This is a genomic window from Streptomyces sp. MBT53 (assembly GCF_016654115.1).
In the GTDB taxonomy this organism is placed as follows: domain Bacteria; phylum Actinomycetota; class Actinomycetes; order Streptomycetales; family Streptomycetaceae; genus Streptomyces.
In genome coordinates this window covers 1-22,153 of record NZ_JAEQAZ010000113.1, presented here as the reverse complement: position 1 = coordinate 22,153, position 22,153 = coordinate 1, and the positions used below count along the sequence as shown (strand labels likewise).

At 69.9% G+C, this 22,153-nt stretch carries 26 protein-coding genes; 12 read left to right on the top strand and 14 right to left on the bottom strand.

What is annotated here, in order from left to right:
• The first annotated feature begins 17 nt into the window (after positions 1-17).
• Entirely contained in the window at positions 18-482 is a 465-nt protein-coding gene (locus JHN45_RS32995; protein ID WP_201052623.1) for a hypothetical protein, read from the top strand.
• A 64-nt stretch (positions 483-546) separates the two neighbouring features.
• Here the strand turns inward: JHN45_RS32995 and JHN45_RS32990 are convergent, their stop codons facing one another.
• From JHN45_RS32990 to JHN45_RS32955, 8 genes are all read right to left on the bottom strand, one after another.
• A complete protein-coding gene (locus JHN45_RS32990) occupies positions 547-1,155 on the bottom strand; it encodes a DUF4913 domain-containing protein (protein ID WP_201052616.1) in 609 nt (202 codons plus the stop codon).
• Positions 1,152-2,918, bottom strand: coding sequence for a type IV secretory system conjugative DNA transfer family protein (locus tag JHN45_RS32985; RefSeq protein WP_201052614.1), 1,767 nt, complete (start codon positions 2,916-2,918; stop codon positions 1,152-1,154). The genes JHN45_RS32990 and JHN45_RS32985 overlap by 4 nt, the downstream gene beginning before the upstream one ends.
• Positions 2,915-4,330 (bottom strand): ATP-binding protein, encoded by a 1,416-nt coding sequence (locus tag JHN45_RS32980; RefSeq protein WP_307783265.1) that lies wholly within the window; start codon positions 4,328-4,330, stop codon positions 2,915-2,917. Before JHN45_RS32980 ends, JHN45_RS32985 begins: the two co-directional genes overlap by 4 nt.
• Before the next feature lie 132 nt (positions 4,331-4,462).
• Entirely contained in the window at positions 4,463-5,905 is a 1,443-nt protein-coding gene (locus JHN45_RS32975; protein WP_201052610.1) for an SCO6880 family protein, read from the bottom strand.
• A 3-nt stretch (positions 5,906-5,908) separates the two neighbouring features.
• A complete protein-coding gene (locus JHN45_RS32970) occupies positions 5,909-7,486 on the bottom strand; it encodes a hypothetical protein (RefSeq protein WP_201052608.1) in 1,578 nt (525 codons plus the stop codon).
• Positions 7,483-8,247 (bottom strand): hypothetical protein, encoded by a 765-nt coding sequence (locus tag JHN45_RS32965; RefSeq protein WP_201052605.1) that lies wholly within the window; start codon positions 8,245-8,247, stop codon positions 7,483-7,485. Before JHN45_RS32965 ends, JHN45_RS32970 begins: the two co-directional genes overlap by 4 nt.
• Positions 8,248-8,251: 4 nt before the next feature.
• Positions 8,252-8,542 (bottom strand): hypothetical protein, encoded by a 291-nt coding sequence (locus JHN45_RS32960; RefSeq protein WP_236584370.1) that lies wholly within the window; start codon positions 8,540-8,542, stop codon positions 8,252-8,254.
• Between the two features lie 17 nt (positions 8,543-8,559).
• Positions 8,560-8,802, bottom strand: a complete 243-nt coding sequence (locus JHN45_RS32955; protein WP_201052603.1) for a hypothetical protein — start codon at positions 8,800-8,802, stop codon at positions 8,560-8,562.
• Between the two features lie 312 nt (positions 8,803-9,114).
• On the opposite strand from JHN45_RS32955, the gene JHN45_RS32950 reads away from it, so the two are divergent.
• The gene (locus JHN45_RS32950; protein WP_201052601.1) at positions 9,115-9,633 is read left to right on the top strand and encodes a helix-turn-helix transcriptional regulator; all 519 of its coding nucleotides are present in this window, start codon (positions 9,115-9,117) and stop codon (positions 9,631-9,633) included.
• 11 nt (positions 9,634-9,644) lie between these two features.
• Complete coding sequence (locus JHN45_RS32945; RefSeq protein WP_307783264.1) at positions 9,645-10,634, top strand: NlpC/P60 family protein; 990 nt, start codon at positions 9,645-9,647, stop codon at positions 10,632-10,634.
• Between the two features lie 88 nt (positions 10,635-10,722).
• Here JHN45_RS32945 and JHN45_RS32940 read toward each other — a convergent pair whose 3' ends face one another.
• Positions 10,723-10,923, bottom strand: coding sequence for a hypothetical protein (locus JHN45_RS32940; protein ID WP_201052599.1), 201 nt, complete (start codon positions 10,921-10,923; stop codon positions 10,723-10,725).
• A 285-nt stretch (positions 10,924-11,208) separates the two neighbouring features.
• Here JHN45_RS32940 and JHN45_RS32935 point away from each other — a divergent pair, with 285 nt between their 5' ends.
• The 3 genes from JHN45_RS32935 to JHN45_RS53335 all read left to right on the top strand — a co-directional run bounded on the left by JHN45_RS32935 (position 11,209) and on the right by JHN45_RS53335 (position 14,094).
• The gene (locus JHN45_RS32935; RefSeq protein ID WP_201052597.1) at positions 11,209-12,054 is read left to right on the top strand and encodes a ParA family protein; all 846 of its coding nucleotides are present in this window, start codon (positions 11,209-11,211) and stop codon (positions 12,052-12,054) included.
• Positions 12,055-12,340: 286 nt separating this feature from the next.
• A complete protein-coding gene (locus tag JHN45_RS32930) occupies positions 12,341-12,538 on the top strand; it encodes a hypothetical protein (protein WP_201052595.1) in 198 nt (65 codons plus the stop codon).
• A 74-nt stretch (positions 12,539-12,612) separates the two neighbouring features.
• Positions 12,613-14,094 (top strand): DUF2637 domain-containing protein, encoded by a 1,482-nt coding sequence (locus JHN45_RS53335; RefSeq protein ID WP_236584368.1) that lies wholly within the window; start codon positions 12,613-12,615, stop codon positions 14,092-14,094.
• 311 nt (positions 14,095-14,405) lie between these two features.
• Here JHN45_RS53335 and JHN45_RS32920 read toward each other — a convergent pair whose 3' ends face one another.
• Both JHN45_RS32920 and JHN45_RS32915 read right to left on the bottom strand, forming a co-directional pair.
• On the bottom strand, positions 14,406-14,630 hold the full coding sequence (locus JHN45_RS32920; RefSeq protein WP_201052593.1) for a DUF397 domain-containing protein: 225 nt from the start codon (positions 14,628-14,630) through the stop codon (positions 14,406-14,408).
• Positions 14,623-15,492: a helix-turn-helix transcriptional regulator gene (locus JHN45_RS32915; RefSeq protein WP_201052591.1), complete on the bottom strand. Its 870-nt coding sequence runs from the start codon at positions 15,490-15,492 to the stop codon at positions 14,623-14,625. Before JHN45_RS32915 ends, JHN45_RS32920 begins: the two co-directional genes overlap by 8 nt.
• A gap of 250 nt (positions 15,493-15,742) precedes the next feature.
• Here JHN45_RS32915 and JHN45_RS32910 point away from each other — a divergent pair, with 250 nt between their 5' ends.
• The 5 genes from JHN45_RS32910 (at position 15,743) to JHN45_RS32890 (ending at position 19,565) form a co-directional block, all read left to right on the top strand.
• Positions 15,743-16,261: a hypothetical protein gene (locus JHN45_RS32910; protein ID WP_236584366.1), complete on the top strand. Its 519-nt coding sequence runs from the start codon at positions 15,743-15,745 to the stop codon at positions 16,259-16,261.
• The gene (locus JHN45_RS32905) at positions 16,258-16,854 is read left to right on the top strand and encodes an ATP-binding protein (protein WP_201052589.1); all 597 of its coding nucleotides are present in this window, start codon (positions 16,258-16,260) and stop codon (positions 16,852-16,854) included. Before JHN45_RS32910 ends, JHN45_RS32905 begins: the two co-directional genes overlap by 4 nt.
• A gap of 10 nt (positions 16,855-16,864) precedes the next feature.
• Positions 16,865-17,302, top strand: coding sequence for a hypothetical protein (locus JHN45_RS32900; RefSeq protein WP_201052587.1), 438 nt, complete (start codon positions 16,865-16,867; stop codon positions 17,300-17,302).
• A gap of 175 nt (positions 17,303-17,477) precedes the next feature.
• Complete coding sequence (locus JHN45_RS32895) at positions 17,478-18,398, top strand: radical SAM protein (protein ID WP_201052585.1); 921 nt, start codon at positions 17,478-17,480, stop codon at positions 18,396-18,398.
• A 15-nt stretch (positions 18,399-18,413) separates the two neighbouring features.
• A complete protein-coding gene (locus tag JHN45_RS32890) occupies positions 18,414-19,565 on the top strand; it encodes a protein-L-isoaspartate(D-aspartate) O-methyltransferase (RefSeq protein ID WP_201052576.1) in 1,152 nt (383 codons plus the stop codon).
• A 72-nt stretch (positions 19,566-19,637) separates the two neighbouring features.
• Here JHN45_RS32890 and JHN45_RS32885 read toward each other — a convergent pair whose 3' ends face one another.
• The 3 genes from JHN45_RS32885 to JHN45_RS32875 form a co-directional block, all read right to left on the bottom strand.
• Positions 19,638-19,970, bottom strand: a complete 333-nt coding sequence (locus tag JHN45_RS32885; protein WP_201052574.1) for a hypothetical protein — start codon at positions 19,968-19,970, stop codon at positions 19,638-19,640.
• On the bottom strand, positions 19,967-20,245 hold the full coding sequence (locus JHN45_RS32880) for a hypothetical protein (protein ID WP_201052572.1): 279 nt from the start codon (positions 20,243-20,245) through the stop codon (positions 19,967-19,969). The genes JHN45_RS32885 and JHN45_RS32880 overlap by 4 nt, the downstream gene beginning before the upstream one ends.
• 123 nt (positions 20,246-20,368) lie before the next feature.
• A complete protein-coding gene (locus JHN45_RS32875; protein WP_201052570.1) occupies positions 20,369-20,581 on the bottom strand; it encodes a hypothetical protein in 213 nt (70 codons plus the stop codon).
• A 504-nt stretch (positions 20,582-21,085) separates the two neighbouring features.
• On the opposite strand from JHN45_RS32875, the gene JHN45_RS32870 reads away from it, so the two are divergent.
• Positions 21,086-21,769, top strand: a complete 684-nt coding sequence (locus JHN45_RS32870; protein ID WP_201052568.1) for a recombinase family protein — start codon at positions 21,086-21,088, stop codon at positions 21,767-21,769.
• Positions 21,770-22,153: the final 384 nt, after the last annotated feature.

Genomic DNA, 22,153 nt, shown 5'->3' with positions numbered 1-22,153 from the left:
GAGGAGGAGAAACGACGATGGATCAGCAGTCACGCACCCCTCAGCCCGCCAGCGACCCGGAGCCCGCCCGCAAGCCCCAGCACCGTCCCACCGGTCCGGCTGGAGACAGCGGCACGGACGACCCGCAGGCCCTGCGCCTGGCGGCCGCGCTCGGCCGCAGCAGCGCCGACCACACGGCCCGCGCGGATGCCGCCCTCGGCGACGCCGACGCCGCCCGAGGACGTGCCGGCGAGGCCGACGCTCGGGGCGACCTCGGCACCGCCGGTGCCGAGTGGAGCGACGCCGCAGGGTTGGACGGAGTAGCCGCCCACGAGGCCACCACGGCCGACATCGAGGCCCGCGCCGCAGCGGCCACGGCGACATCCACCACCGTGCCGGCGGCCGCTCGGGGAGGACGACAGGCCGGGCCCGGGGCGAGCGGGCAAGGTCGCGGCCAGACGCCGACAGCGGCCGCTTCACCGCCGCGCCGCATCGTCCAGTAGAAACCCGCACACGCCAAGGGCCGGAGGGGATTCCCCTCCGGCCCTTGGCGTGTACACGCTAAATCTAGGTGGTCACCGGTTCCGGCACCGCCTCGGCGGCCGTCGTACGGCCCGGCAGCGGGAGCACCGGAGGCGACGGCAGGTCGGTGTGCTGCGAGCGGTCCGGGTTGGTCATGCAGCCCCCGAACGGCCCGGACGCGTCCCGGAGCTGGGCCACCATCGGGTCCAGGTGGTCACGGTGCCAGACGGACGGACCGGTACGGCCGCACGTCTCCGGATCGGTGAGTTCCTGCCAGGCCAGCCACACGGCGTGAAGCCGGGCGACCGCCGCCGGGTGCGCCCACCAGCTCGCGCACCAGGTCGCCGACGAGGACACCTCACTGAGGTACGTGGGCACCAGGAGGTTGGCCACCCAGTCCGCGAGGGCGGCCAACTCGGTGGCGTACTCCTCACCCGACAGCCGCAAGATGAACGGCGGAGTCTTGGGCTTCTTCTCCTTCTCCTTGCCGCCGTCCTGGCCGCCCTCCCCCTCCCCCTTGCTGGGGGCAGCGGCGGCGAGTTGGGTCACCGCGTTGGTGTTGTGCTCCAGCTGAGAGGCGAAGCCGTTGACGATGGCCCGCAGGTCTTCCACGTCCTCGGCGATGCCGTCGAGGGTTGGAGTGTCCTCACTCATGCTTCGATCACCTTCCGAGAGGCCCGCTCAGCGATCCGCCGGGTTTCTGCCCTGGCGGCCGCCGTCCGCTCGGCCGCGCCCGGCTCCAGGTACCAGGGCCGCAGCCGGATCATGCCGACCCGTACGCCCGTGGCCAGCAGCAGGGCCCGGCCCTTGGGCAGCGCCCGGATCTCGGCAGCTTCCATGACCCGCTCGCGGCGGCGCGAGGTGCTGACGCTGCGGCCCGTCGAGCCGTGACTCACCGAGGATTCGTGGACCTTGTGATCACCCACGAGCCGGCTCACGTCCTCGGCGAAGTCCGCATCGTCCAGGCCGGAGCCCAGGGCCTTGACCGTGGCGGCCGACCACAGCGCATCCATGCCCGCCTCCCCCCACACCCGGACGCCCTGGCGGTAGCTCTGAAGGATGGTCATGGGGACGACGCCACGGGAGCCGAGGTGCGAGTACAGGTCGGGCAGATCTTCGATCCGGCACACGTTCGCGGCCTCATCGAGCACCGCGACCAACGGGGCGTCGAGGCGGCCCCCGGCCCGCTCGGCGGCCGCCATCGCGGCCCGGAGCACGGCATCGGCGGCCGCCGCGATGACGCCGGCCGCCGATCCGCCGCCGTCCTTGGACAGCAGATAGAGGGTGTCCCGGGTGCGTACGAAGTCCGCCGGCCGGAACTCTTTCGCCCGGGGGTCGGGGGTGACCCACGCCAGGGTCTCGGGGTCGAGGAGGCAGGCGACGCACTGGCGGGCCGTCTCATAGATGCCGTCCCGGGTGTCCGACGCGCCCGCCACGGTGGAGGCGAGCTGTTGGGCCAGCGCCTCTTTGCGGGCCGCCTTGAGGGCGTTCACCGGCCCTCGGTCCGAGGGTGTGGACAGCCAGGCCAGCACGTCCGCCACCGAGCCGTCCGAGACAGCAGCGGCGTGGAACAGCGCCGTCAGCAGGTTCTTTGCGGCGCCCATCCAGAAGTCACCGCGGCTTTTCTCATCCGTGGTCGCCGCGATGAAGTGCGAGGCGAGACGGCCGGCACCCTCGATGGTGCGGGCGCCCGCGAGCATGTTCCACCACAGCGAGCGGTCCGCGTGCGTGATGCCCTGTGGGTCGATCGTCCAGACCGTCCCCACCTTCTCCCGCTCGGCCTTGGTGACGTTGTAGACCTCCCGCTCTCCGATCTTGTTCGAGGTGAACAGGACGGCGCCCGGGGCCCGTTGGACGGCCGGGATCGCCAGCGCGGTGGACTTGCCCGAGCGCGGCGCCATGATTGCCAGGATCACGTCTTCCCACGACGCCCGGAGTTCGGGGCCGTGCGGCTGGTCGAGGTTGCCCAGCAACACCCCCGTGTCGTCCGGCAGTGCCGGCGCCTCCAGCTTCTCCAGCGAGGGCCGCAGCTCGCGCGCCTTCACCGTCATCGCCTTGGGCGACAGCGGCGCCATCTCCCGCAGACCGGCCAGGCCGGGGCGGTGGGAGAACCACCGACGCCAGACGTACCAGGCGCCCACGCCGAGGAGGGCGAGCACCAGGACCAGGAGCACGACCAGGCCGACCGTGGCGGCCGTCGCGTGCCCCGGCCACAGGGCACCCGGGCCGTGGCCCAGGAGGCGGAACACCGACTTCACCGACGTGTCCGGCCAGGCCCAGCCGCCGCCGACGAGGGCGACGCCGAGGGTTCCGCCGAGGCTTCCGGCCAGGTACAGCGCTCCCCCGCCGAAGATCACGCCCAGAATGGCCGCAGGGGCGGCAATGCCGCCCCCGGACCCTGCGCCGTTGTCGTTCACTCGCTCACCTTCCGCCGCATCGCCGCATCCGTGTCGTACAGCTTGGTTTCCGCCTCGGTCAGGTCGAGGCGGGCCGGGGCACCGGCCCGGGTGCCGATCTTGATCAGGTACTTGCCGCGCCCCGGGTGGCGTTGGTTCGTGCCGTCCACGCCCGTGATGCTCGGCGCGGACCAGGAGGCAACGAGGCTCTGTTCCTCGGAGGTGAGCGGCCGTTGGGCGTTGACGCGCTCCAGCTCGCCCGCCGACAGCGCGCCCAGAATGAGCGAGTCGCACCGGTCCATCAGGCCCAGTGCCTTGGCCCGATCCTCCGGCGAGGGCAGCGACTCGGGGTCGCGCAACGAGTGCGTGACGAAGATCGTCACCTCACCCTTGGACCGGTTGAGACGGGTCATGCCGTCCATGGCCTCCACCATCCCCGGCCCGGCCCGCAGAGCGCGCCACATCTCATCGAGCGGCAGCACCAACGGGCGGTCCATCATCCCCAGCGCCCTGGCCGAGTCGATCGAGCCGTACGCGTAGGACCAGGTGGCCAGCAGACCGGAGGCCACCACCTGATCACCGGCCGTCAGGAGCGCGGACAGGTCCACGCTCAGGGCCGGGGCGTCGAGGTCGAGGGGCTGTGTCGTCGGGCCGTCGAAGAGGCCGGCCAAAGGCCCCTGGCACAGGTTCTCCAGCGCCAACGTGACCTCTCGGACCAACGTCCGGTAGTCGTCCACGTTGTCCACGAGGAGCTTGTTCCACAGCTCTTTCGGGCCCTCCCGCAGGACCCGCACCACGTCCGGGATCACCGGGTCATCGGTCAGTGCCTCGGACACCCGTTCCACGGCGGCCGCCACCACGTTGGCCTCAGGGGCCGTGGCCCGCCGGCCGAGGCCGTGCGGGGTGGCGAGAAGGGCGTGGAGCAGGTCCGAGCGCCGTCCGTTGATCTCCGCCAGCAGGACCCTTTGCCGGTCTTCAGGCATCGTGTGCAGCCGGCGCCGCAGGGGCCCGGAGTCCAGCGGGTTGAGACGGTCGAGGCCGCGGCCGATGCGGACGACCTGGCCGCCGAGCCCCCGCACCAGGGGCGCGTACTCGCCCTTGACGTCGCCGGGGACCACGATCATGGAGCCGTACGAGGAGTACACCAGCGAAATCCGTTTGGTGATCGCGGACTTCCCGGCGCCAGGCTGAGCCATGATCCACACGCCCGGGTTCTGGACGAGGCGCCCCACCCAGCCCTGAGGGTCGAAGCACACCATCTCGCGGGTGAGGAGGTCGACGCCGACCGGCACGCCCTCGGGAGGCAGCGGAGCCCCCAGGACGAAGGGGTACAGCCCGCCGACCTGGGTTGTGCTGCCGAGGTAGACCGCGCCGCGGTCGGTGTGCGGACTGCGCCCGGACCCGGCCCCGCGCCAGCCTCGGCGCGGAGCCACCACCTTTCCGTTCAGCCGCCACGCGGTAGGCTCCGCCCCGGCGGTCCCGGCTTCCTCATAAAGCCGGGACCGCTGTGCGTCCTGCGCCTGGCGGTTCTTTCGCCTTCTCATCAGTTCCTTTCTGAGGTCACGTCAGGCGAGCGGGTGCACGCCGACCGGCAGGCCCGCCACGAACGCGGCGGACTGGCCGCCGTAGGCGTACCGGAAGCGCAGGCCGCCGGCTCGCTTCGCGATCTGCTCAACTTCCCGCGTAGCGGCGGTGAGGTCTGCCGGGTTGGTCACGGTGGTGGTGATGTAGATCGTCCACTGAGCGAGGCCGGCGCCGTACGCTTCCTCTTCCGCGGTACGGTCGGCGGCCGCCGCGTCGGCCCGCTCGCGGCGGGTGGTGCTGCGCTGTGAACGACGGCGCCACTCCTCCCGGGCGTCGGAGGCGTTCAGCTCGCGTTCCACCACGGCGGCCGCTTCCTCGGTCGGCAGGATGCGGTACCCGATGGTGATCCGCCGCACGAAGCGGCCCGGCGCCATGAGCGGCAACAGCACGTCGTACGTCACCGGCTTGCGGGGAGCCTCCCGCAGCACCCACGAGACGGACATGGCGCCGTCGTGGCGGTAGTCGGTCCATCCTTCCTCGGCGGCCGACGGCCCCGCCTCATCCCAGGTCAGATCTTCCCAATCCTTGTCCGAGGCGTCCGCGTCCTCGGGACGGAAGGCACCCCGGACGAGGCGGATGATGTCCGTGTCCGTGGCCCGCCGGAGCACGTCCGCCCCAACTCCGGACAGGTCGACGCCATCGAGGCGCCGCAGTGCCTCGGCCGCTGCTTCTTCCGGGGAGTCGGGGCGGTCGACCGCCCGGCTTGGCGAGGTCACGAGGGTGAGCCAGGCCATGAGCGAGGCACTGGCACGCGGTGAGGTCTTGACGAGTTCGTTCACCGTCGCCTTGGCCAGGTCCGGGGCCCTGTCGTCGAGCCGCCCCCGCACGTGATCGCCCAGGGCCGCGCCGGACGCCGGGGTGATCTGGAGTGTGACCGTGGCCGCGTCCACGCTGTCCTCATTGGCGAGCGAGGCGAGCGTGTTCCCCCAGCTCGTCACGTTGGCGTTCACCTGCTGACGGTTGGCCAGCAGGGCACCGCCCGGCGACAGCAGCAGCGTTGACGCCATCTGGCCGGTGGACTGGTTCCACACCAGGCCGGCCCGCCCTGCGCTGGAGTCCTCCACTCGCAGGAGCTTGGTCGGGGCGAGCACGCCGGGCAGGTCGAGGACCTTGGGGTGGGGCAGGTACAGACCCCGGTAGCTGGTCTCTCCCCGCCAGGCCGCCAACTGCCAGCGCACCCGGCCCACGGCCAGGTCCAGCAGCGGCATTCCGTGCCGCTGCCAGCAGGCCAGCACGATGACCACCAGGGCGAGCGGCACCGACACCAGGAGGGTGCGCAGTCCCGCGACGTTGGCGAAGAAGATGGGCACGAGGATGCTCAAGACGACAACAAGGGTTTGTTTGCCGTTGAGCAGGCCGATCCCGAGGGAGCGGGACCGGCGCCACCCGCCGTACAGGCGGGCAGACTGTTCCGTGGTTGACATGGCTTACTGCCCTCCGTTGTTTTGGCCCGGACGGGGCCCGTTGTTTCCGGCCTCGGCCGCGCGGACGGCGATCGTCACGTTGCCGCCAGCGTTCGAGGTGTTCGCGGCACCGGCGTTCGAGCCGCCGCCCCCGCTCGCGCCGGCACCGGCCGGAGCCGAGCCGCCGTCCTGGCCCTGGCCGTCGCGGCCGCCCCCGGATTGCTTGCCGGAGCCGCCCTGTTGCTGGGGGATGCCGCCGCCGTCCTGGCCGCCCATGGCGCCGCCAGCCTTGTCTACGCCCGCCTTGGCCGCCTGTGCGGCCGCGAGGGCGGGGTGGGCTCCGGCAGCAGTCCCAGCGGTGCCGCCAGCGGCTCCGGCCTTGTCCATGGCCTGTGCGTGCTGCACGGCGGACGTCGAGGAGTCCCCGCCGTCGCCCTTGCCGCCGCCGCTCATCATCCCCATCAGGCCGCCGGCTCCCGCCAGGGCGCCGGAGAAGCCGCCGCTCGTAGCCCCGGCCATGGCCGCGCCCAGCGGTGCGAACAGCGCCATCAGGTGTTTCAGCGCGAAGACGGACAGGACCAGGGTCACGAGGCCGCGGAACCAGTCCACGAAGTCGTTGCCGTTGGCGACCTCAACGAACCCGGCCGAGATGATCAGCGCGGCCGCCGGCTTGTAGACGATCACGACGCCGATACTCGTGTAGATCCTGGGGAGCCATTGCTTTGTCTTCTCTCCGCCGATCTGTCCCGCGCCCGCGATCGGCAGCAGCAGGGCTTGAATCGGAATTGCCGCCTGCCGGAGGAAGTTCAGAATGAACTGAACGCCGCCGACCAGGAAGACAATGCACGCCATGACCAGCAGGCCCATGGGATTGAAACCCTGCGGCAGGAGCATGGCCACCACGCGCTCGGTCAATTTGGCATCCCCATGGAAAGCCACATTGATGATCGCCTCTGTGAGTTGATCCGAGGCGACGAGCAGAGAATCAATGACGGTGATGCCCAGTGCGCACACCAGAACATTGATGATCATGCCCTGTAGCGCGTCAGCCAGCGGTTTTCCCTTGCGCTGGATCATGGCCCGGATGCCTTGCATCATCACCAGCAGGATGGCGATGATCTGGCCGACACCGAGCATCAGAGCTTGCAGAGAGAATGTGACTGTTGACCCGTCAGGTAGCTTGCCGGTTTGGGAATCGGCGACCCCGGAATCCTTTACTTGGATGCTGGGAGTCGTCAGCCACCAGGTGAGCCCCGTTTTGAGCATTTGGGTTACGAATTCGCCCATGCCGTCAGCCATGGGCTTGACGACGGTGCTTTGCAAGGCATCTGACACTGCCTTCTTGGCCTCTGGCGCGAGGATCTTTCCAGCGACGCAGGTCGCAGGGCCGCCAGCTCCGAGAACCGGAGTCAGGACGGCGTTACAGGCCACGTCCCACCAACCGATGTCGGTGGGCAGCCGCGCCGGTACGGCGGCCGCCACGGAGGCGGGCGCGACGGCGGGCACGGCACTGGCCGGAAGAGTCGCCGCCATGGCCGGGGCAGCCGCAGGCACCAGCAGCGCCAGCACTATGGCGACGAGCAGGGCACGCAAGGTTTTCATCGGGTGTCGCCTTCCTGGATCGCGGACCAGCCGGCGGTGTTGAAACCGGAGGTGCCCAGGTCGGACGCGTCGGGACTGGTCTGCGGGGCGCCCGTCTTCGAGTGCCAGTCGTTCGCGGTCCACACGTAGGTGTTCGTGGTGGCGATGAGCTGTGTCGTCTCCTTCGTGCCGCTGCCGGGGGTGTAGACGACCCGGGCGAGGACAGACACCTTCACCTCATCGGCGGTGGCCGCTGTGAACTGCACCCCGATGACGAACACGTTCATGTGGGCGCCCGAGGGGAGGGCGCCGGTTCCGGGAACGCCCGCGCTCAGCCGCGAGGCGGTGGTGGACTTCCGCGCCTCTTCCTTCACCGCGGCGGCATCGGAGGGCACGGCGTACACCGCGGCGGCCGTCGCGGCCTTATCCGGGTCCCAGCTCCAGCCGTTGCGAATGCTGGCCACGGCCGCAGCGGCCGCGCCCTCGGCGGTGTGCCCGAACTGGACGGGCAACCCGTCCTTCTTGCCTGTGCCGGAGGGCAGGACCACCCACTTCTCAGGGGCGACGTATCCGCCGTCCGAGGACGCGGTGGGCAGCGGCGAGGCCGAGGCGGAGCCCGAGGGCGCCGCCGACGAGGACGAGCCCGGCGCAGCGGAGGGGGAACCGCCGCTGTTGGCCACCAGGACGACCACCACGGCCGCCAGGACCGCGATCACACCGCCGGCGGCGAACAGCAGCCGGCGCATACGCCGGGCCGCCGCGCGTTGCAGGTCGAGGGTCATCGGTTCAGCCGCCCATCAGCGCGGTGACGATGCTCACCGAGAGCGTCACCACCGAGCCGCCCGCGATGACCCAGACCAGGCCGCCAGCGCCCTCGGCCGAGAGGTGGGAGCGGTTGCGGCGGCCGACCATCATCATGACGCCGCAGGCGATGAGGCCCATCACACCGGCGAACATGCCGATGTACTTCCCCCACGAGATCCAGTCGGAGAAGGTCTTTCCCATTCCGGGCGGGGCCTGCGGGCCGGGGTTGGGGAGGTTGTCCGCCAGGACCGTCAGGTGGTGCGGATCGAACATCAACGAGATTCCTTCCATCAGTCGGAGAAGCCGAGGGAGGCCCGCAACTCGCGGGCGGCCTTGGACACCGGAGTGTCCGTCAGGGCCTCGGCGGGGTCGTCGACCAGCCGGAGCCGGTAGAGGTACGGCACGTGAGCGATGCCCAGCGTGCGCGGGGCCACGGTCCGCAGCCGGTAGCGGACGGGCAGCGGAGGCCGCAGCGGGGCGTCACGGATGACGACCAGATACGGCCTCGGGATGCTCGGGTGCCAGCGGTTCAAGAGGTCTTGCGTCCTGTGCAACCCATAAGCGGTTGAGCGAGTCACCACAACCGGGATGTAGTACTGGGGCAGGTGTTGCCCAGGGGACAACTCCACCGCCCAGCCTTGGCTTTGCGGGTCGAGCAGACGCACGACCGTGGACATTCCCGCCCCTCCGTGTGCTCCCAGCACGGCAAGGCCGTTCTTGGGAGCGGTCGGGGAGGCGGGAGTTCGACGCTTCATCACATCCCCCTAGTGACTTGCAGAATACGAATCCTCACTGAGAGGCTAACATGAGTTACGTCTAGAAACTACTTATAAAAGTTGGGATCGATGAGCCCACAACCCCCCGGAGTCTTCCGGCCCTCCGTGCTCGCAGACCTGCGGCAACGGGCCCAACTCAGCCGTGCAGAACTCGCGTTGCTCGCCGGGGTCAGCCCCGAGACCGTGCGCGCGGCCGAGACCGGGAAGCACTGCCCCTCGGCCCGGGTGCTCCGCGCCCTGGCCGTCGCCCTGGCCGTCCCCGTCGACAAGCTCTCTCCGGTCGGGAAGGCGACGCCGACGCTCAAGCAACTACGGGGCCGCACCGGACAGACGCAGAAACAGACCGCCGAGGTCATCGGCGTAAGCGGCCAGATGGTCAGCCGAGTTGAAGCCGGGGTGTACGGGGTGCGTGACCCGGTTCGGTGGGCGGCCGGCTACCAGGTCAGCCCCGCAGAGTGGACAGCCGCGTGGGAGGCCGGCAAGGAAGTACGGCGCAAGGAGATCAAGGCAGGGAAGCAGGGACGAAGGGGAGGGACCGCGTGTCAACCAAGCTCGCAGCCGGGGCCGTCGCAGGAGTCGCAGGGCTGATACTGGCGAGCGTGATCGGTACCGCGGCCGTCGGAGGTACGTCCGCCTCGGCCGCCACCACGACGGGCATCAAGGCCGGGAAGGTCCCCGCGGACTTCCTCCCGTGGGTGATGAAGGCCGGCGCCCTGTGCTCCGACATGTCGCCCGCGCTCATCGCCGCCCAGATCTCCCAAGAGTCCAACTTCAACGCCGCCGCCGTAGGGCCGGAGACCACCTCAGGCACGGCCAAGGGCCCAGCCCAGTTCACCGATGCCTCATGGGGGACATGGGGCCGCGACGACGACGGCAGCGGCACCGCCTCCCCCTACGACATAGGCGACGCCGTGATGGCCCAGGGGCGGTACATGTGCGCCCTCATCAAGCGAGCCAAGAGCAGCGGATACCCGGGCGGCGCCGTAGCTCTTGCCCTGGCCGGCTACAACGCCGGGTGGGGACGCGTCGACCAGTACCAGGGAGTACCGCCGGAGTCGTTCGCCGGCGGGCAGACCTACAACTACGTCCGCGACATCATGGCCAAGGCCGCCGCGTGGGTGGACGACGTGCCGACCGTCGTCGGCACCGGCTCCGGAGCCGACGCCGTCAGGAAGGCCGCCACGTACCTGGGGCTCCCGTACGTATGGGGAGGAGGAACCCCCGCAGGGCCGTCGACCGGCTTTTGTTCCGGCAACAACGGGTACCTGAACGGGGCCTGTTTCGCGGCGAGTCACGAGGGATTCGACTGTTCCAGCCTGACGCAAAACGCGTGGTGGTCGACAGTCCAACTCCCCCGCACCGCCGCCGACCAGTACACCGCGACCGCCTCACACCCCGTCAGCATGGACGCGCTGCAAGTCGGAGACCTGATCTTCTGGTCCCACACCGGCAGCGGCAGCGACGCGTACCACGTCGCCATGTATTACGGGAACGGCAAGATCCTAGAAGCCCCCAGGACCGGCAAGAACGTCCAGGTAGTCAAGCTCTACCGCTCGGGGGGATTGGTCGGCGCCACCCGACCCGCTTAGCGTGTACACGCCAAGGTGTCGCCATCCGAACAGGAACGAGGCCCTACACCCACCGGGTGTAGGGCCTCAGTCGCAAGGGGATTGGCGGTCAGGCCGCCGTACTGTCGACGTACACCACCGGCTTGCCCGGGGCGTTCAGCGCCTCGGCCAGCCTCCCCCAGTCGTCCACGACCGGGGGCAGGATCGCCCAGCCGCCCGCCGGCACGACCGCAGCACCGGCCGCCGAGGCGTGAGCCCCTGTCTCGGCAGTGCCGGCGCCGAGCTTGCCCCTGCTGTCGCCTACGCTCATGGCAGATCCTCCGTAAGGGATCGAGGCCCAGGAGCCGGCACCCACCGCCGCGCCCAGGGCCGAACTGTGAGGGGTCGGGCACCAACCCGGCCCCTCTTTCTGTTGCCCATCTTCCCCACCTTGGGAACTAGGTGTCAAGGAACCTTGGTACCAAGTCCCCAAGGTGGCATAATGGAGGAGCGGAAAGGTCGCGTGTTCGCTTGTGCACGCTAGGCAGGCCGTTATGGTTCCGAGGTACCAAGGGCGCAAGGCGTCAAGGTGTCGATGGGGAAAGGTGGCAAGACGATGGCCAGTTCGGCCAGGCCCAGGATCAGGCAACGGACGAAGCGCATCGCGTACGTCAACCAGAAAGGCGGAGTCGGAAAGACCACGTGGACCATCAACGTGGGCGCCGCCGCCGCAGAGTTGGGCGCCCGCGTACTCATCCGGGAGATGGACCCCCAGGCCAACAGTGCGTCGTCGGTGGAACCTGAGGACGGCGAGTACACGATGAACGACGTGATGAGGCCGGAGGAGGAGACCGGTGAAGTGGTGCCCGGCAGTCTCGGCAGCGCCATAAGGCGTACGGGCAAGCAGTGGCCGGGGGGACTGTGGATCGTCCCAGCGGAACTCGCGCTCGCCAGCCGCGAGAACGACAACGGCCCGGGGGCACCCCGCGAACGCCGGTTGCAGATCGTCAGCGAGGGCGTGTTGGACCCGTTCGACCTGGTACTGACGGACTGTCCTCCGAACGTCGGTCAGCTCACCATCAACGCCCTGGCGGACAGCGACGAGGCACACATCGTGACCTCACCGACCAAGTGGGGCGTGGAGGGAAGCCACCAGGCCCACCGCACCATCCGGATGGTGCAGAGGCACCACAACGCTGATCTGATCTTCGGCGGTGTGTGGGTGAACATGTACCAAACCGCCGGCAAGAACGGTCGGGTGGAGTCGCGTACACGCGTTGCGGAGCTGCGTGCAGCGGAGCACTTCACCGGGAAGATCCACGACCCGATCGTGCACGACATGGAAGTGATCCGGCGTGCGGCCGGCGCATCGGTCCCCCTGTCTGCCTACGGCAACGACAAGGACGCCACCGAGGCCGCCGCGATCTTCCGGGGCATCGCCGAACGCGCCCTCAACGACTGACGACCAAGGAGCATCCACCGACATGGCCGCCAAGCCCGAACCCAAGCCGGCGTCCGCTCCCCCGGAGGACGAAGACGACTTCGACCCCAACGCAGGCGCCGCGAAGCCGCCCAAGGCCCCCCAGGGCCACCCCGTCGACCCCGAGGGCGCACGTCCCCAAGGTCCCCAGGAACCAAGGGGGCAAAGCGGCGGCAGCCTGTCGCCGCCACCTGGACAGCAGGGCGGACAGGCGGGTGGCAAGGAGACAGGGAACCAAGGTTCCGAGGTACCAGGGAGCCAAGGGCGCTTGTCCTCGGCCGACCGCCCCAAGCTGGGCGCCCGCGTCGACCCCTGGTTGAAACAGGCCCTCAAGATCGCCGCAGCCGTCGAGGGCCGCAAGGAAGAGGCGTTGGTGGAACAGGCTCTGACGGCCTATCTGTTCCAGATCCACCCGCAGCTCGCCGCCGAGATCAAGGCCCGGCACGAGCCCCAGCCGACCTACTGACAGCAAGCGGCCCCAGGAACCGCCCAACCTTCCAAGAAGCGCGGTCCTAGGGCCATCCGCAAGGAGAGGACCCCATGCAGTACCCCCAGAGTACGGCCACGGAAGAGGCCGAGGCGCCCGCGGATTCCGCCGCGCCGAAGATCGAACTGACCAGGACACACCGAGCACTGATCGGCATCGTCATCGCCGGCGCTGTAGTGATTGCGGCGATTGGCTTCGCCGGTTCCTACGCGGCAGTGCGCCAGCTCGCGCAACAGAAGGGCTTCGGCTGGTTCGCCAACGTCTTTCCGATCGGGATTGACGCCGGGATCGTCGTCCTCCTGGCCCTCGATCTGCTCTTGACGTGGCTCCGCATCCCGTTCCCGCTTCTGCGGCAGACGGCATGGGTGCTTACTGCCGCCACCATTGCGTTCAACGCGGCCGCGGCCTGGCCCGATCCCCTCGGCGTCGGGATGCACGCCGTGATCCCGATCCTGTTCGTGGTCAGCGTCGAGGCCGCCCGCCACGCTGTCGGCCGGATTGCCGACATCACCGCGGACAGGCACATGGAGTCCGTGCGGATCGCACGGTGGCTACTGGCCCCCCTTCCCACATTCCTGCTGTGGCGCCGGATGAAGCTGTGGGAGCTGAGGAGCTATGACGAGGTGGTCAGGCTCGAACAGGCCCGCATGGTGTACCGGGCCCGGCTCCGCGCCAAGTTCGGCCGAGGGTGGCGACGCAAGGCGCCCGTGGAGTTCGTGATGCCGCTCAGGCTCGCGCGATACGGGGTCGCCCTTGACGCCGAACAGCTCGCTGAACAGCTCGCCGAGATGGCTCAGCCCGTCTCGCTGGCGGACGATATCCACTCCAGCCAGTCCGCGCGGCATGAAATCGAGGCCGGATCTCCGGTGAGTGGATACACCGACGAGTCGACGTATCCACTAGCGGCCGGCGGACGGTTCCCGACGCCGGGGCCCGCCGGAGCCTCATACCCGGACGGAGACACCGAGGGCGGCGAATCTCTGCAAGACGGCACCGCATCGGCGTCCCCGGACCAGGTGGATACCTACAACGAGCCCGAGGCCGCCAGCCGAGAGACCGTCATGGCCGATCGCTCCCGACAGCCAGCCGACACCATCCACGTCCGCATCCCTGCCCAGCAGGACACCGACGAGGACCCAGACGAGGCCAAGGACCAGGCCGAGGAGGCCGAGGTCATCGACCTCACCACGATGCCCGGCGTCGAGGCCGTGCAGCTCGCGTACGAACGTCTCAGCCCCGAGGAGCGCAAGCAGTCGGACAGGCAGAAGGCTACAAAGATCGCGGATATGACGGGACTCGCGTACAACACCGTGCGCCGGTACCTGTCCGACCTCCGCAAGGCCCAGCGCGAAGAGGTATCCAGCGCGGCCCCCGAGGTGGCACCTGTACCCGAGCCTGAGGGCGGATGGGCGATCCTGCCCCCGGACGGTGGGGGAGGAGAAGGCCGCCCCGCGACGGACCAAGATCCAGAAGTATCCACCGAGGAAGACGAGTGGGCCGAGGCGTTCACTCGCCACCATCAGCAGGGGAAATGAACGAATGAAGGTGCCACCTCCCGCCGGAGGTGGCACCTTCGCCAGTTGTGGACCTCCGGCGGGAGGTGCTTAGCGTGCACACGCCAATAGAGGTTCCAAGGTGTCAAGGTGCCGAGGAACCAAGGAGACGAGGCACCTATAACCAACCGCTTCAACCTGGCTAGGAACACCCCGGAATCCGCCGTCAAGGAACCATGGAACCAAGGTGTCGAGGAACCTTTGGGCCGATAGCCAGGCGGGCGGCAGCCCGCAAACGACTGTGGGGCCGACTCGGCAAGAGTCGGCCCCACAGTCGCGTACGGGTGAGGCGATCAGACCTCGAATCTTGCGGCGAAGCTGGTGAACGCCGCGAACTGGTCGGGTGTGATGAGGAGCGCGGGGCCGGCGGGGTCCTTCGAGTCCCGTACGGCGATCCGGCCGAAATGCGGCCGGACGTCTGCGACCTCGACGCATTGCGACTGGTCAGAGCCGCTGTACGACGACTTGGCCCAGGCGGCTCCTGGCAGGTCGATGGCGCGGGCCACGGCCTTAGGCATGGGGTGTTCCCTTCATGTACTTCTTGATCACGGTGCGTGATTCTTCGGTGGACAAGGCCGCTTCGTAGACGGCATCGAACACCTCCGTAAATGCGGTCACGTCCTCCGGCGCCTCAAGGAACACCCCGCCCCGGGTGTGGTCGACCGTTACCAGGGCGGGCCAGGGGTGCCGGAAATCCATGATCGTCATATTGCTGGTGAGTCCCGAATGCACGGGTGCGTCCAGTGGCATGACGCGAAGGGTGATGTTCCCTCGTTCCGACATGTCCAAGAGGCTGAGGAGCTGATCACGCATCAGGTCGGAGGCCGAGCCCGCCCGCGGATACAAGGCGGATTCATCGAGCACCGTGCGCAGTTCAGTGGGCCCGCTGGGCCGGGTCAGGATCTCTTTTCGGGCCTGGCGTACCTGCACCAGCGCGGTTGCAGTCCGCTGGGTTGCGGCCCGCGGCGAACTGGAGATGATCGCGTGCGCGTAGGCCGGCGTCTGGAGAAGGGCCGGAATGAGCTGTGGGAAGTACGCGCGGATCAGTACCGCTTCGGACTCCAGAGCGATGCTGTCTGCGTAGGTCTGCGGCAGCACGTCTGCGTACGCGGCCCACCAGGCGCGAAGCCCGGAGTCGATGACCCGGGTCACCTCCTTGATGGTCCCGGCCTCGGTGACGCCGTACGAGGTGAGAAGGGTCGAGACCTCATCGGCCTTGATCTGGTACTGGCCGGTCTCGATGCGGCTCATCCTCGTGTTTTCCCAGCCGAGGATGTTCGCGGCCTGCGAGAGGTTCAGCCCGGATTCCCTCCGGTAGTGGCGGAGCAAGCCCCCAAGTCGCCGTCTGAGAATCGGCGGTGGTGTCTGCGCAGTGGCCATGTGTGGATTCTGGCACAACGTTGCAGGCTCGCCGAGGGGGGTTGCGGGGGGAACACCTGTTCCGACTCTGCGGTTTTTCCTCGCAATGTTGCGGACCATGCACAGAAGAGAGCATGGTAGGGGCAAGGCCGTTGAGTGCTCGTCAGATCTCGGTCCGTCGATCACGCACGGTCGCACGCGGGTGTCGTCCCTCTCCCCCGTGGGGGATGGCACCCGCTGTTGACCACTGTCCGCGAGCAGAGGCGCCGCGATGACCGCACGTACCGCCCAGGAGCAGAACGCCACGACGAGCGCCCAGAGCGAGGCCGGTTTATCCGGTCCCGCCCGGCACGGCGACCAGGCCCCGGAGTCCGGCGAGCGGACCGCCACCACCGGGAGCCCTGGCCTGGCCTCTGCGGTGCTGTACGTGTGCGCGGTGCGCGGGACGCTGACACCGAGCCTCGCGGCGGACAGAGCAGAGGCGGAGGGCCGTGAGTTCGCCCAGGCACGCGGTCTGTCGCTCGCGGAGACCGTCACCGACCCGTACGGCGAACCCGACCCCTGCCGCCGCGAAGGATGGCAGCGCGTGCGGAAGTTGGCGGAATCGGCTGAGGTCGGCGTGGTCATCACCCGGTGGCCCGCGAGCATCGCCCCGAACTCCTGCCACGACCTCAGGCACCGCGAGATCCAGTGGCTACAGGACCACGGCGTACGGGTGCGGTATTCGTGGGCACCCCTGGCCGCTGGCGGCTACCCCACGCCGGACACGTCCCCGAGGGGGGACCGGTGACCGCCGACTCCATTCCGGGCGCCCGCGCTCGGGCTGAACTTGTCGAGTGGCGCCCGCTGCGACCGGTGCCGCCGCACGGCCTCGGCCGCCCGCTTCCCGCGCCGCAGCCCACCAGGCCGTATCTGCGCATGGTGTGGTCACTGCCCGGCCGGTCCGATCGCACCCCGCACACGGCGCGAGAGCGGGTCACCCGCACATGCCACCAGTGGCGCGTACCTCACCGGATCAGGGACGACGTGGCGCTGATCGTCTCCGAACTTGTCACCAACGCGGTCACCCATGCCGCCGGTGACACGGTCACCGTCGCCGTGGTGCTCACCGGAGACGCGGTGTGGGTGGTCGTCGCCGACCGCGGCCCCCGCACGCGCTTCGAGGCCCGGCACGCGGACGACGACGACGAGCACGGCCGCGGCCTGTTCCTCGTGGAGGCCCTGGCCAGCCGGTACGAGATCCGGCCCGCCGGAATCGGCACCGCCGTTATGGCCTGCCTGAAGACCCCCCGGCGCGAGATGCCCCCACGCATCGCCGACGAGGTCACCCATTCCCCCTACGAGCCCACCGAGGACACGGATGTACCCCGCAGCCACGCTTGACGATGACACGGTGAAGCTGGCCGTCGTCATCCCGCCGGCTCCGGCCCCGGCTCCGGGCGTGGCCGAGGCCCTGCGCTGGACCTGGCCCGCCGGCTCCGACATGTACGAGCGGGTCTACGCGTGCGTGGCGGGAACGTACGAGGGCTGGGGCGTGTGCTGGATCGTGGCTGACTTACTCGGCGAGCTTGCCGCCGACTACGCCAAGGACGTGTTGCAGCTCCAGCCGAGCCCGTACGTCACCGTCACGGCGATGATCACAGGCACGCGCGCCACCGTGAGCGTGATCCCGGCGCACGATCTCGAACCCGCTCAGGGCGTGCAGCTCCCCACCCTGCCGGGGGCGTTCATGGAATCGAGCTGGGGCTACGCGACCTTGGCCGGGGGCCCGTGCCTGTATGCCGGCGTCAACGTCATCAACGCCGGGTGGGTGGCCAACGGCGCCCCTTAGACCCGCAGGCCCGCGCCACCGCGCGGGCCTGCGACGCCCCGCCCGGACTCCCCTTCTCTGTCCGGGCGGGGCACACCGGGTCCCGGCACCGAGTGCCCGCCGGGCCCGTGACAGGCCCCGGCCGCTGTCCCGGCGGTCGGGCACCGTGGCACCACCGACCGGAGGGAACCGGATCGTGACGATCGCTCCCGAGGCACCCGCAACACCCGCACCCCTGAGGTTCCTTGAGCTGGAGATCACCGGCCGCTGTCAGCTCACCTGCGCCTCGCACTGCTACGCCCAGGCCGGGCCGACCAAGGGGCACGGCACCATGACGGCCGCGGACTGGCGGCGCGTCATCGACGAGGCCGCCGCGCTCGGCGTGGAGACGGTGCAGTTCATCGGCGGGGAAGCGACCATGCACCCCGACTTCGACGGCCTGGCCGACCACGCACTGAATACCGGGCTCCGCGTGCAGGTCTTCAGCAACCTCTACCGGGTGTCGGCCCGGCACTGGGCATTGTTCGAGCGGCCCGGCCTGAGCCTGGCCACGTCGTACTACTCCGACGACGCCGACGAGCACGACGAGATCACCGGTCGGACCGGCAGCCACGCCAAGACTCGGGCCAACATCGCCGAAGCCATCGAGCGCGGCATCCGCCTGAAGGTCGGCATCATCCACATGCGCGCGGGCCAGCGCAGCGAGGAGGCCCGCGCCGAGATGCAGGCCCTCGGCGTGGACCGCGTTCACATCGACCGGGTACGCGAGGTGGGCAACGCGGCTCGTACGGCGGCGATCCCGTCCACGTCGGAACTGTGCGGACGGTGCGCGGACGGGAAGGCCGCGATCTTGCCGGACGGCACGGTCACCCCGTGCGTGCTGGGCCGTTTCCTGCCCACCGGGAACGTGAGCACGAGCCCGCTCGCAGCCATCTTCGGCGGGCAGCAGTGGGCGCAGGTCGCCGCGAGCATCCCGCGCGGGACCCGCGCCGGCTGCACACCGGACGAGGATTCGTGCATGCCCTCGCCCGGCGTCGTCACGGCCTGCAACCCTGATCAGGACGGTTCCGACTGCTCCCCGGCCGAGACCCCGGCCTGTGAACCCTCGTACGACTAGAAGGAGGTGACCGGTATGGACTGGGAGTCTCACGCGCGGCGCCTGGCGCCGGACGTGGTCCGGCCCGAATCGCGCTGGTTCGGGCCGCTTGCCACGACGCCACGGCATGTGTTCGTGCCCCGCTGGTGGGCGCACGAGGGTCAGGCGTGGGAGATGCACGACGGCCCGGCGGACGCCGGGGCGTGGATGCGCGCCGCCTACGCCAACCGCACGTTGGTGACCCGCATCGGCCCGGTGCACGCCGACCAGGCCGAGCCCGGCGCCACCGTCGCGGCGGGTAGCCCCACGTCGTCGTCCACGCTGCCGGGACTGGTGGTGACCATGTACCGGCACGCGATGATCGCCGACGACTCCCGGGTACTGGTGACGACCGGCACCGGCTACGGCACCGCCCTGTTGTGCCGGCGCCTCGGCGACGAGCGGGTGACGAGCGTGGACGTCGACCCGTACTTGGTCACGACCGCGCGCGGGCGGCTCGACTCCATCGGGCTGCACCCGCGTACGGCCGTGGTCGACATCACCGGCTATCTGCCGGGGGAGTACGACCGGATCGTGTCCACCGTGTCCGTGCGTCCCGTTCCCGCATCGTGGTTGGCCGCCCTGCGGCCTGGCGGACGGCTGGTGACCACGCTCACCGGAACCGGGCTGATCGTCACCGCCGACAAGACCGAGGACGGCGGCGCCACCGGCCGTATCGCCCCCGACCCGGCCGGGTTCATGCGCACCCGGCACGGCGACGACTACGACCGGCAGACAGACGAGCTGTGGGAGAAGGCGAAGGAGGCCGAGGGAGAGAGCGTCACCACGAGCCGGTACCCGCTGCTGTATGTGCCGGATTCGTGGGAGGTGATGTCGATGCTCGCACTCACCGTGCCAGGCATCGACCACCGCACCACCACCGCCGGGGACACACGCACCGTGTGGATGCTGCACCCTGACGGGTCGTGGGCCCGCGCGAGCGCGGACGGGTTCCTGAACTCGCCCACGGTGCACCAGGGCGGCCCGCGCCGCCTGTGGGACGGCCTCGAACGCATCCGGCACCGCCTCAACCGCGAGGGAGGGTTGCCGGTCTACGGGGCGCATGTGCGGATCGACCCGGACGGCACACTCACCCTCTCGCGAGGGTCCTGGACTGCGACAGTCGGGCACGATGGGGGCGTGGCCTGACCCTCTTGCCGCCGTCGAACGCCGTTGCCCCGCCCGCGAGTTGCGGGCGGGGCAACGGCATGCCGGACAGCGTTACGCGCTCTTGGGAGGCCGGATGGTGGTCACTGTGATCACGGGCGGTTCCGTGGCGGGGCTCACCATGTAGGTGACCGCCAGCGCGCCGAGCAGGCCAGTACGGTCATCCTCCGCACCGGCAGTCCGCGCCAGGGTCGGGCCGCCGTAGGGATCAGCGGCAAGCGTCTCCAGGTCCTCCAGGAGCGTGCCCAGGGCCGTGCCGGCGAGGAGCGCGCGCAGGGCCTCCCGCGACAGGGCACCGGGGGCGATGGCCGCCAGCCGCTCCGCGCCGTCCAGCTCTTGCAGGGCCTCCCGGGCAGCGTCCGTGAAGACCACCCGATAGCGGCTCACAGAGTCCCGGCCAGCGCGAGGAACACGTCGCCGATCTCGTACGTGGCCGCGGTTCCGGTCCGGACGGCGCCGGCCGCCGCCTCCGCGCCCGCATCGGTGGCCGTCTGCGCGACCGCCCCCCACAGCGCGACCAGGGCGAACAGATCCTCGGGGGGCGCGTCGTCCAACGCCGCTTGGAAGCGGTCGCGCAGTTCAGGCGGCAGTGCGCGGCGAATCGTGCCGACCGTACGGGGCCGGTCGATCGGCCCCGAGTGACCGAGGGGTTCAGCGGACATTCTGCGACCTCCGGGTTCGGGCTTCACCAGACTACGCGGGCGGCCTCGGCAGCGTCAGGCCCTCGGCGCGGGACCGGGTCACAGCCGCGAAGGCGTACGGCGACGCCCGGCGGGAACCGCGGCCTACACGGCCGTACAGCCGTTCTCCGTTGCAGCTTGGGGCATCCCGGGTCCGAAGTCGGGCGGGTAGGCCGCGTTCCACAGCTCCAGCCAACCGGCGGGGTCATCCGGCGAGGCGCCGTCGACGAGCCCGGCATGACCGGTGAGAAACCCAAGGATCTTGGCGGCACTCTTGCCGGGGTGTGCCTCGCGGACGTGCTCAGCGCCAGCGTCCATGATCGGCGCCACCGGGTCGGCCATCAACACGGCCCGGGTCGAGCCCTGGCACCCGCTGCACTGCACCCACGCAACCGCCAAGGTCGCATCCGTTTTCGTGATCACGCCCGGACAACGAGGCGTTCGGCGGGAAGGCACGGGACGGATCGGTTTAGCGTGCACACGCTAGGGCGTCCCGGAAACGATCGGTTCCGGGACGGCGACCGGGTGGCGCCGGAACTCGCCGATATTCGTCCCGAAACCCGTCCCGGAACCTCAGTCGCCGCCGGAGAATCGGGATACGTTATCGGGACGACTGAAAAGCGGGTAAAGGTGCCACTAGCGGAAGAACCGGGAAAGTCCGACGAATTGGCGCGGGCCGAGTTGATCGAGCGTCAGCCCTGCCCGCGATGCGAGGTGCCGGCCGGCTCGCCATGCCGGACCCATACGGGGCTTGTCGCCTCGGTCTACCACACCGGCCGGTACGCGGGACTCCCCAAACTCCGGTCCGGCCCGGCGGTCCGGATGCCCGCCGACCGCCGACCGGGGCAGCTCTGGCAGCCCGGACCGGCCCCGGAGATCACGGAGGCCGTGGCCGAGCGGCCCGGCGACCGCATCGGGTACGCGAGGGCCAGCCGACGCGGTCAAGACCTCACGGCCCAGATGACCGCCCTCGGCGCGGCCGGGTGCGTGCGGATCTTTGACGAGGTGATCAGCACCCGGCAGCCGACCCGGCCCAAGTACGTACAAGCCCGGGACTCCCTCCGGACGAACGACATCCTCACCGTGCAGCGGCTAGACCGCCTCGGCCGCAACATGGTCGAGCTGATCGTGTCGGCACAGGACATCCAGCACCTCGGCAACCGGCTGGAGATCCTGAGCGGACCTCTCGCCGGCATCTACGATCCCCAGGGCCCCGGGAAGATCCTGTTCGTCGTGGTGGCCGTGTTCGCTGAGATCGAGCGCGAGTTCATCCACGAGAGGACCATGGACGGACTGGAGACCGCCCATGCGAAGGGCCGCCGCGGTGGTCGCCCCCGAGCCGTCAGCGCCGACCAGCTCGCCGCGGCACTCGCCCGCCGGCACCGTGAGGAGCCCGTGCCCGCCATCGCCGCAGCACTTGGCATCAAGAGGTCGACCCTGTACCGGGCCCTAGACGAGCACGACCAGGCCGCAGCCAGGGAAGCACTCAAGACCCCGCAGCTCTAGGCACCCCCGCCCCGGTTGCCCCCCGGACACGGGAAAAGGCCCGTGCGGTGAACACGGGCCTTTTCCCGGGGTCTTTGGGCCCCCGCCCCCTCCCGGGGGTTTGTGTACGGCAAGCCGAAAGACCCGCTCGCCAGGCGAGCGGCGGAACAGAAGCCCGGGAGGCTTCCCCTTCCGCCCAGGAGAACGAGCGGGCGGCCCTGGCGTCACCCACGGGCGGGCGGCCGGCTCGCCGCCGTGGTGGTGGTGCGCGGGCCGACGCGTCCGGGGTCGGGTGCTCGAGGAACGCCGGCACCGCCTCGGCGCCAGCTCGCCGCCGCGGAACAGCCGGCGTGCCTCGTGCACCGCTTCCGTCGTCCGGCGGCCGCGGGTTGTGGGTGGTGGTGT

What these genes read in the sequence shown, in the direction of transcription:
- JHN45_RS32995 (WP_201052623.1), top strand. Translation starts at nt 18, where the DNA reads ATGGATCAGCAGTCACGCACCCCTCAGCCCGCCAGCGACCCGGAGCCC.
- JHN45_RS32990 (WP_201052616.1), bottom strand. Translation starts at nt 1,155, where the DNA reads ATGAGTGAGGACACTCCAACCCTCGACGGCATCGCCGAGGACGTGGAA.
- JHN45_RS32975 (WP_201052610.1), bottom strand. Translation starts at nt 5,905, where the DNA reads ATGTCAACCACGGAACAGTCTGCCCGCCTGTACGGCGGGTGGCGCCGG.
- JHN45_RS32970 (WP_201052608.1), bottom strand. Translation starts at nt 7,486, where the DNA reads ATGAAAACCTTGCGTGCCCTGCTCGTCGCCATAGTGCTGGCGCTGCTG.
- JHN45_RS32965 (WP_201052605.1), bottom strand. Translation starts at nt 8,247, where the DNA reads ATGACCCTCGACCTGCAACGCGCGGCGGCCCGGCGTATGCGCCGGCTG.
- JHN45_RS32960 (WP_236584370.1), bottom strand. Translation starts at nt 8,542, where the DNA reads ATGTTCGATCCGCACCACCTGACGGTCCTGGCGGACAACCTCCCCAAC.
- JHN45_RS32950 (WP_201052601.1), top strand. Translation starts at nt 9,115, where the DNA reads ATGAGCCCACAACCCCCCGGAGTCTTCCGGCCCTCCGTGCTCGCAGAC.
- JHN45_RS32940 (WP_201052599.1), bottom strand. Translation starts at nt 10,923, where the DNA reads ATGAGCGTAGGCGACAGCAGGGGCAAGCTCGGCGCCGGCACTGCCGAG.
- JHN45_RS32935 (WP_201052597.1), top strand. Translation starts at nt 11,209, where the DNA reads ATGGCCAGTTCGGCCAGGCCCAGGATCAGGCAACGGACGAAGCGCATC.
- JHN45_RS53335 (WP_236584368.1), top strand. Translation starts at nt 12,613, where the DNA reads ATGCAGTACCCCCAGAGTACGGCCACGGAAGAGGCCGAGGCGCCCGCG.
- JHN45_RS32920 (WP_201052593.1), bottom strand. Translation starts at nt 14,630, where the DNA reads ATGCCTAAGGCCGTGGCCCGCGCCATCGACCTGCCAGGAGCCGCCTGG.
- JHN45_RS32915 (WP_201052591.1), bottom strand. Translation starts at nt 15,492, where the DNA reads ATGGCCACTGCGCAGACACCACCGCCGATTCTCAGACGGCGACTTGGG.
- JHN45_RS32910 (WP_236584366.1), top strand. Translation starts at nt 15,743, where the DNA reads ATGACCGCACGTACCGCCCAGGAGCAGAACGCCACGACGAGCGCCCAG.
- JHN45_RS32890 (WP_201052576.1), top strand. Translation starts at nt 18,414, where the DNA reads ATGGACTGGGAGTCTCACGCGCGGCGCCTGGCGCCGGACGTGGTCCGG.
- JHN45_RS32880 (WP_201052572.1), bottom strand. Translation starts at nt 20,245, where the DNA reads ATGTCCGCTGAACCCCTCGGTCACTCGGGGCCGATCGACCGGCCCCGT.
- JHN45_RS32875 (WP_201052570.1), bottom strand. Translation starts at nt 20,581, where the DNA reads ATGGACGCTGGCGCTGAGCACGTCCGCGAGGCACACCCCGGCAAGAGT.
- JHN45_RS32870 (WP_201052568.1), top strand. Translation starts at nt 21,086, where the DNA reads ATGCCCGCCGACCGCCGACCGGGGCAGCTCTGGCAGCCCGGACCGGCC.